Here is a 6,552-nt window from a genome sequence, read left to right on the forward strand (position 1 = left end):
AAAAGTATTTAAAATATAAGGAATTCTTATTGAAAATTATTTGAATTATTTACAATAGCTATATAGACATGAAAAAGAAGAATAAATCATAATAACAGAAGGAAACTATATAAGGAAAGGAATGTATGGAAGACCTAAGATTATATTGATGGAATCTGATACGTAAAACAATCAGTTTGTAGAGTGGTTGGTAGAAAAAGGAAGTTTTAAGTAAATATTTCATAATTAGGAATTAATTACATTATAAAATTAATCATAAAAGCACTTAATTCCATTTTAAAAATTGGGATTGTGAATTTTTGAAAAAAATTCCTCTTTGTCAACATATGTATAAGATTGGGGAGCTCTAAAATCATCTAAACAATTTACATCAATAAAATCGTCTAAAATGTTTAATTCACCTACTTTCAAAGCAAATCCCTCATCTTTACCTTTAAAATAATCAAAGAAATCTTTTTTACAAATTCCTGCTTTATTTGAAAAATTATTCCATAAATTGGAAGGAGTATCCCTAATAATGTCCTCTAATTCAAATGAACCTATAATCTTTTTCTCAGGAGCAGTGGCATAAATAATTACATTGGTTACATCCCTTTTGAAAACAGATCTACGAAACTCGTAAGTTTTTTCTTTTGAAATAATTTTCTCAACATACTGTGGTTTGATTGACATCAAAACATCCATAAGACCAACTCTATATAATATTTTAGTAAGTATTACGCTTAAATATATCTCTAATAATTAAATATTTATCATGACTTAAACTTTGTGTGGATTGAATAGGTCCATTAATAATTCCAGATTCTACTAATTCATCATAGGAAATCTTATAATCATATGTCTTTGAATGAATAAATAACATTACAGAAACTTCATTTTCTATAAGCTCTTCCAATTCCTCCAATGAAAAAACAGAGCGCTTACTAATTAACTGATGGAGATCATTTAAATTATCTACTCTATAGAAAGATTCCACTACTCCAATATCGGCAATTCCTTTCTTATCAGTTTCATAAAACAATACTAAATCCCCTTCCTTTAGATTGGTATTAGCATGAGATATATAAGCTTTTTTTATAGTGTTTGTAGCAATTAAATTTGAAGGATATTCACCAAAACCTTCCTCTAAAAAAGATTCTAATCTAGTTTGCACTATTTGCTTTAAGAATAATTTTTCATGGAATTCTGGTTTTATAGGCACTATAAATTTTCTAACATTTTCATTATCACAGAAATAAGGATAATATTTCTTTGCAATATCTGAAAAAGAATCCTCATTCACATTAATTTCTTCTAAAATTTTATCTTTATTGATATTTTTAATATAAACGGCTTCGGATCTAACATTATCACCCACATATTTGAATCCATATTCTTCTATAAGATAAACTAAATCGTCATTTTCTTTAATGAAATGTGTCAAATAAACCTCTTCAAATCCCAAACTAATTGCATAATTAATTATCCAGTATAAGAACAATTCGCCTATTTTATTTCCTGTGCTTGATACTTTCATTGTTGCTATTTTTATTCTAGGTTTAGGAATTAAAGTTTTATTAACCAAAGCAATATTTTCATTTTCAAGCTTATATACTAATAAAGCCCCTAATTTTCCATTTTCAGTATAAATTAGACAATTTCTCTCTTCTTTAGAAATTTTTTCAAACCAATGATTAAATTCCGGGTAATCCTCTTTTAATGAATCAAAAAATGGGTCATTAACATCCACATTATCGACAGTTGTTTTTTTAATTGTCTCAGGTTTAAAAGGCAGCCGAATGTCTAAATATTTTAATGCTTCATCGATGGTTAATACTTGTTCTTCTAAGTCAAATTTCTTTGCTCTTTTATGAATTCCCAAGTCTTCTGTAATTAAAAAATCTACTTTTTTGGTATACAACGAATATAATAATAAAGCGTCATTATAGTCATTTGATTTGTCAATTTTGATTTTTCCTTTAAAATCTTCATCACCTTCAAAACTTGGAGGATTTTTTAACTCTTCGTAACTATTTAATTTTGATAAAGTGATTTTTCTTCTATTTTCATCAGTATCATTTTTGACATCATCATATGTTGCAGGATGGATATATACTTTGAAAAAGTCTTTTGCCATTAATCTTAAAAATTTTTGTAAAGATTTTGACAAAGGTTCATTATCTTCTCGTTGAATTAAAATATTTGTGTCTAATAAAATTTTTGTTATCATAATACCCCTTTAGAAATGAATTTTAAAAAATGATGTAACAATAACACCCAACCCCTATGTAATAATACAGTTGATGGTTATATATAAAATTAACCGTTTTAAGCCCCCCATTTTGCAATATACTAATGTCCAAGTTTTAAATTGATAACTATTTGTTGTTCAACACGAATAATATTATACATTTTAAAATTTTATGTTTAACAAAAATATGAAATATTTTAAGATTATTATCCATGTCAGAGTTGACTTTCATGGCAGACAAATTCAGAGGGAGAAAAGAAGCTACATAATATCAAGAATCAGAAGCAATGACACCAAGCCTGAGATTCTTGTAAGAAGCTATCTCTTCAGAAGGGGACTCAGGTTAAGAAAGAATGACAGGAGATATCCTGGAAGTCCTGATGTTGTGCTGCCTAAATACAGAACCATAGTCTTTGTCCGTGGCTGCTTCTGGTATCTCCATGAAGGATGCAAGTATTACAAGATTCCAAATTCGAATGTTGAATATTGGGAAAACAAGCTCTACAGAAACAGGGAACGAGAGGAACAAAACAAGAAAGAGCTTGAAGATATGGGTTGGACAATCATCACAGTTTGGGAGTGCCAACTTAAAAAGGACAAACGTGAGGAGACTCTCAAGAAATAGTATAATCAGATAGTTTCTCAGGAATAGATGAAGTTTTGTAAAAAAAGTGATTGTAATGTGTATATTGTAGATGAAAAATATTATTTTCATGTCTTGATTTGAGTAAGTTGAATACAGACCCTACTAAAATATATTTAATAAAACATTCATTATTTTATTTAATTATAAATTTAATTTAAATGCCATTATTTTTTTATTATTTTTCTTTTGAAAATATAAGTCTCATCATAATACTCTTCCATTAATTTAACCATATCTTCTTCTGTCGCTGCTGCAATATATGCAACACGTTTTCCTTCTGAATCAAATACTTCCCAACGTTCATCATCTCTAACCATATTATCACTAAAGAACCTTTTTAATTTGTATTGCAATATTTTCTGCCAATTTGACTGGTACAGCATTACCAATCATTTTATATCCATCATTTATGCTTTTATAATAGAAAATAAAATCATCTGGGAAGGTTTGTATCCTTGCACATTCTCTTACAGATAATCTTCTATATGGATTTGGTGATTCTGGATCAAATATTCTTTTATCTTTTTCAACTTTAATCATTGGATTAGCTTGAGGATGACAAGGGGCGTGTCTTCCACCAGCTTGAATAGTGAAGGAGGGTTCATCCCATTTTCTTACCCGATTTCTAGACATATAAATAGTTGAAAAATCACCAGTCATATATTCGTGATTTGGTATATCTAATTTACTAAATGGGTTAGCCTTATTCTTACCATAAGCCGGCAATGGTTCTGATAAATCACCAATTGCATCTTTAAGTGTTAATTTTGGAGTAATAGGTTCAGGAAATTGAAATTCTTTATTTAAACTCTCATGTAAACCAACTAAAAATACCCTTTTCCTGTCTTGTGGAACTTCATAATCATTGGCATTTAACACTTGAAATGAAACATTATATCCTATATCTTTTAAAGCTTCCTTAAATTTTTCAAATTCATCTAAATGAGTTTTACAAACCATTCCAGGAACATTCTCTGCTAAGAAAAATTTAGGTTCTTTTGATTCTATTAATCTAACATAATCATATAAAAGTTGCCCACGAGAATCCTTAATTCCTTTCATAGCTCCTGCTAAAGACCAACTTTGACATGGCGGACCACCTATAAACCCTACTACATTAGGAATATCCTCTCCTTTAACATCTTCGATAGAACGCCTATCCACTTTTAAATGATGGTTTTTCTCATAAGTTTCCCAACAGCCTTTCCAATTATCATTAGCATAAACTATTTCAAAACCTGCATTTTCAAAGCCTAAATCTAATCCTCCAGCCCCTGAAAAAAATGATGCTACTCTCATAACTTATCAATCCTCATAAAAAAATTCCATAATTCTGATGGGTTTAAAAATATTTTTCAAATAATTTATTATTCATTCCACTTACAATTGATTTGAACTATTGTATCTGGTCTTTTAATAGGTTTTATATCAAATTTCAGACTTGTTTCGACTTTCGAAGAGGCATTATGTATTCTAAAGCTAAACTGCCACCCTTCATCCATAAACATTTCAATTGTATTTTTCTTTCCAGCCTTAAAATCAATATTAATAATCTTTGTTGGTAAATTTACTATAGGTATTGGATTTTTTGAATGATTGTTATTACCTTGATTTAAAGTCCCTTTTAAATTATATGTTGATATTTCTGTAATCTTTTTTCTATCCCAACTAGTGACTTTATAGAAATCATAATCGCCTACTAAATATTCAATCATCCTTCTTGGAACTTCTGGATTAGAATTACTACTTCTTATCACTTCATCCTTAAAGGCATTCAATAATGGAACGTAAACATCATTCTCTTTATCTGGTAAATCACGCCATTTTGATCTCTTAGACTTCTCCTCTTCTAAATATTTGAAAATCGGCCCAATATCTTTCCAATATTGTTCTGAACAAGGTATACCAAACCATTTTTCTCCAAAGTCAAGATCCTTTGCTAACCGACTATGTTTTACTGCAGAGTGATTATGTTTAAGACTTAATCCTACTTCCCATGATATATCTCTTCTAACTAAAAGAATATCCCGAACATCCCCTTTTTCTCCTTGACTGTCCGGTTGAATCAATAACTCAAGAACATCCCCACTATCCTCACAAATCATTGGTTCTGATTCAAAAATAATATCAATAGGTGCCTTTGATGCCTTTTTTAAATCTGATTGGAGAGTTAAATCTATTTGATTCCATGCTCTTTTAGTAGCAAAAAAACTACTATCCTCTTTAATAACGACATCTCTGACTTTGCTTATTTCTTCTTTGAGTGTAATTAAAGTGATGTATTCAAACGCTCTACCTTGATTGTTGCTGTTAATAGTCATTTAAACCACCTGCTATTATTTTAAAATTTTTATCAGCCTAATAATTTACTTATATTTTTTATATAATTTAATTTGTTTTTGAAGTTTATAAATCTTAAGAGAGCATGTGAAAATAACATTTGTAAATAGTTTACTATGCTTAAAAATCAATAGAAATAAATATAATTTGTTAAACATCTATTATATAATAATCACGTTCTTTAAGTATTAATATTTTAAAAAATTAAGTATTGATGTGATTCTATGGGTACAAATGTTTTAAAGGCAATGATAAATATTAAAAATTTAAGTAATTATAAAATAAGTGATGATGGTGAAACTGTAAACAACCGTATTAATCAAAAAGGAGTAGCTTTAGAAACTTTTGTTAAAGATGCGTTTTCAAACAGCTTTAATGAAACTGATAAAGAATTAAAAAAGAATGAGTACGACAAGTATTTTTCATATTTAGGAAGTAAAAATAACCCTCCTGATTTAATAATTAAAAATGGTGATGCTATAGAGGTTAAAAAACGTGAAAATTTAGGTGATATCCAATTAAACAGCTCATATCCAAAAAATAAGTTATTTTCTAACGATTCTCGTATAAATCAAAAATGTAGGGAATGTGAAGAATGGGAGGAAAAAGATCTATTATATGTTATTGGACTTGCACAAAAGGATGAAGAGGAAGAAGAAAGATGGGCATTGATAACTTTTATATATGGAGATTGTTTTGCTGCTGATAAAGAAGTATATATTAATGTTAAAAACCGAGCATCAAATAAATTAAATGAACTTCCTGAAGCAAACTTAGAAACAAATGAAATTGCAAGATTGAATAATGTTGATCCATTAAGTGTAACACACTTAAGAGTCAGACCCATGTGGATTTTAGACAACCCAATAAAAAAAATCTTCAAAGATATCTTTAATTTTGAACTGAATGAAACTCAATTCTCAATGATATGTTTGATGAGGAAAGAAAAATTTGAATCATTCCCCGAAGAGGATAAACAAGCAATTAAAAATGATGATGATATAACTTTTGATGAAGATGTACAAATATCAGACCCCAATAACTCAGATAATTTGATAGATTCTGTGTGTATTAGGTTCGATGTTCATGGTGAGTGAGAAACCTTTTTTATCATGTATTGAAACTGTTTTAATTAGTGATACTTAATTACAATTCATATCCTCATAAAAAAATAAAAAGAGAATAAGAATTAACTTATTCCAATGAATCAACAACTAATCTTGCAGGATTATCATCTACAGTCAAAGGATCTTCAGTTGATGGTCCTGAACTTGCAACTAAAATAGGAGTTCCTTTTCCATCATCACAGATGTAGAAAAATCCTTGAGCGTCTAAG

At 28.7% G+C, this 6,552-nt stretch carries 7 protein-coding genes; 2 read left to right on the forward strand and 5 right to left on the reverse strand.

The window, feature by feature from the left end:
• Window positions 1-276: 276 nt before the first annotated feature.
• Window positions 277-672 carry a hypothetical protein gene (locus tag QZU90_RS06105; RefSeq protein WP_296856154.1) on the reverse strand — a complete coding sequence of 132 codons (396 nt, stop codon included), beginning with the start codon at window positions 670-672 and terminating at the stop codon, window positions 277-279.
• A 34-nt stretch (window positions 673-706) separates the two neighbouring features.
• Window positions 707-2,209: a hypothetical protein gene (locus QZU90_RS06110; protein WP_296856156.1), complete on the reverse strand. Its 1,503-nt coding sequence runs from the start codon at window positions 2,207-2,209 to the stop codon at window positions 707-709.
• A gap of 208 nt (window positions 2,210-2,417) precedes the next feature.
• Between QZU90_RS06110 and QZU90_RS06115 the strand changes: the two genes are divergently transcribed.
• The gene (locus tag QZU90_RS06115; RefSeq protein WP_296856157.1) at window positions 2,418-2,855 is read left to right on the forward strand and encodes a very short patch repair endonuclease; all 438 of its coding nucleotides are present in this window, start codon (window positions 2,418-2,420) and stop codon (window positions 2,853-2,855) included.
• A 185-nt stretch (window positions 2,856-3,040) separates the two neighbouring features.
• On the opposite strand, the gene QZU90_RS06120 is transcribed toward QZU90_RS06115, so the two are convergent.
• The 3 genes from QZU90_RS06120 to QZU90_RS06130 all read right to left on the reverse strand — a co-directional run bounded on the left by QZU90_RS06120 (window position 3,041) and on the right by QZU90_RS06130 (window position 5,197).
• A complete protein-coding gene (locus QZU90_RS06120) occupies window positions 3,041-3,259 on the reverse strand; it encodes a hypothetical protein (protein ID WP_296856176.1) in 219 nt (72 codons plus the stop codon).
• Entirely contained in the window at window positions 3,201-4,175 is a 975-nt protein-coding gene (locus tag QZU90_RS06125) for a DNA cytosine methyltransferase (RefSeq protein WP_296856159.1), read from the reverse strand. Before QZU90_RS06125 ends, QZU90_RS06120 begins: the two co-directional genes overlap by 59 nt.
• Before the next feature lie 68 nt (window positions 4,176-4,243).
• The gene (locus tag QZU90_RS06130) at window positions 4,244-5,197 is read right to left on the reverse strand and encodes a HaeIII family restriction endonuclease (protein ID WP_296856161.1); all 954 of its coding nucleotides are present in this window, start codon (window positions 5,195-5,197) and stop codon (window positions 4,244-4,246) included.
• Between the two features lie 243 nt (window positions 5,198-5,440).
• On the opposite strand from QZU90_RS06130, the gene QZU90_RS06135 reads away from it, so the two are divergent.
• Entirely contained in the window at window positions 5,441-6,313 is an 873-nt protein-coding gene (locus tag QZU90_RS06135) for an NgoPII family restriction endonuclease (protein WP_296856163.1), read from the forward strand.
• Window positions 6,314-6,552 lie beyond the last annotated feature (239 nt).

This window comes from uncultured Methanobrevibacter sp. (assembly GCF_902784195.1).
Lineage (GTDB): Archaea > Methanobacteriota > Methanobacteria > Methanobacteriales > Methanobacteriaceae > Methanobrevibacter.

What these genes read in the sequence shown, in the direction of transcription:
- QZU90_RS06120 (WP_296856176.1), bottom strand. Translation starts at nt 3,259, where the DNA reads ATGCTGTACCAGTCAAATTGGCAGAAAATATTGCAATACAAATTAAAA.
- QZU90_RS06115 (WP_296856157.1), top strand. Translation starts at nt 2,418, where the DNA reads ATGAAATATTTTAAGATTATTATCCATGTCAGAGTTGACTTTCATGGC.
- QZU90_RS06110 (WP_296856156.1), bottom strand. Translation starts at nt 2,209, where the DNA reads ATGATAACAAAAATTTTATTAGACACAAATATTTTAATTCAACGAGAA.
- QZU90_RS06130 (WP_296856161.1), bottom strand. Translation starts at nt 5,197, where the DNA reads ATGACTATTAACAGCAACAATCAAGGTAGAGCGTTTGAATACATCACT.
- QZU90_RS06125 (WP_296856159.1), bottom strand. Translation starts at nt 4,175, where the DNA reads ATGAGAGTAGCATCATTTTTTTCAGGGGCTGGAGGATTAGATTTAGGC.
- QZU90_RS06105 (WP_296856154.1), bottom strand. Translation starts at nt 672, where the DNA reads ATGTCAATCAAACCACAGTATGTTGAGAAAATTATTTCAAAAGAAAAA.
- QZU90_RS06135 (WP_296856163.1), top strand. Translation starts at nt 5,441, where the DNA reads ATGGGTACAAATGTTTTAAAGGCAATGATAAATATTAAAAATTTAAGT.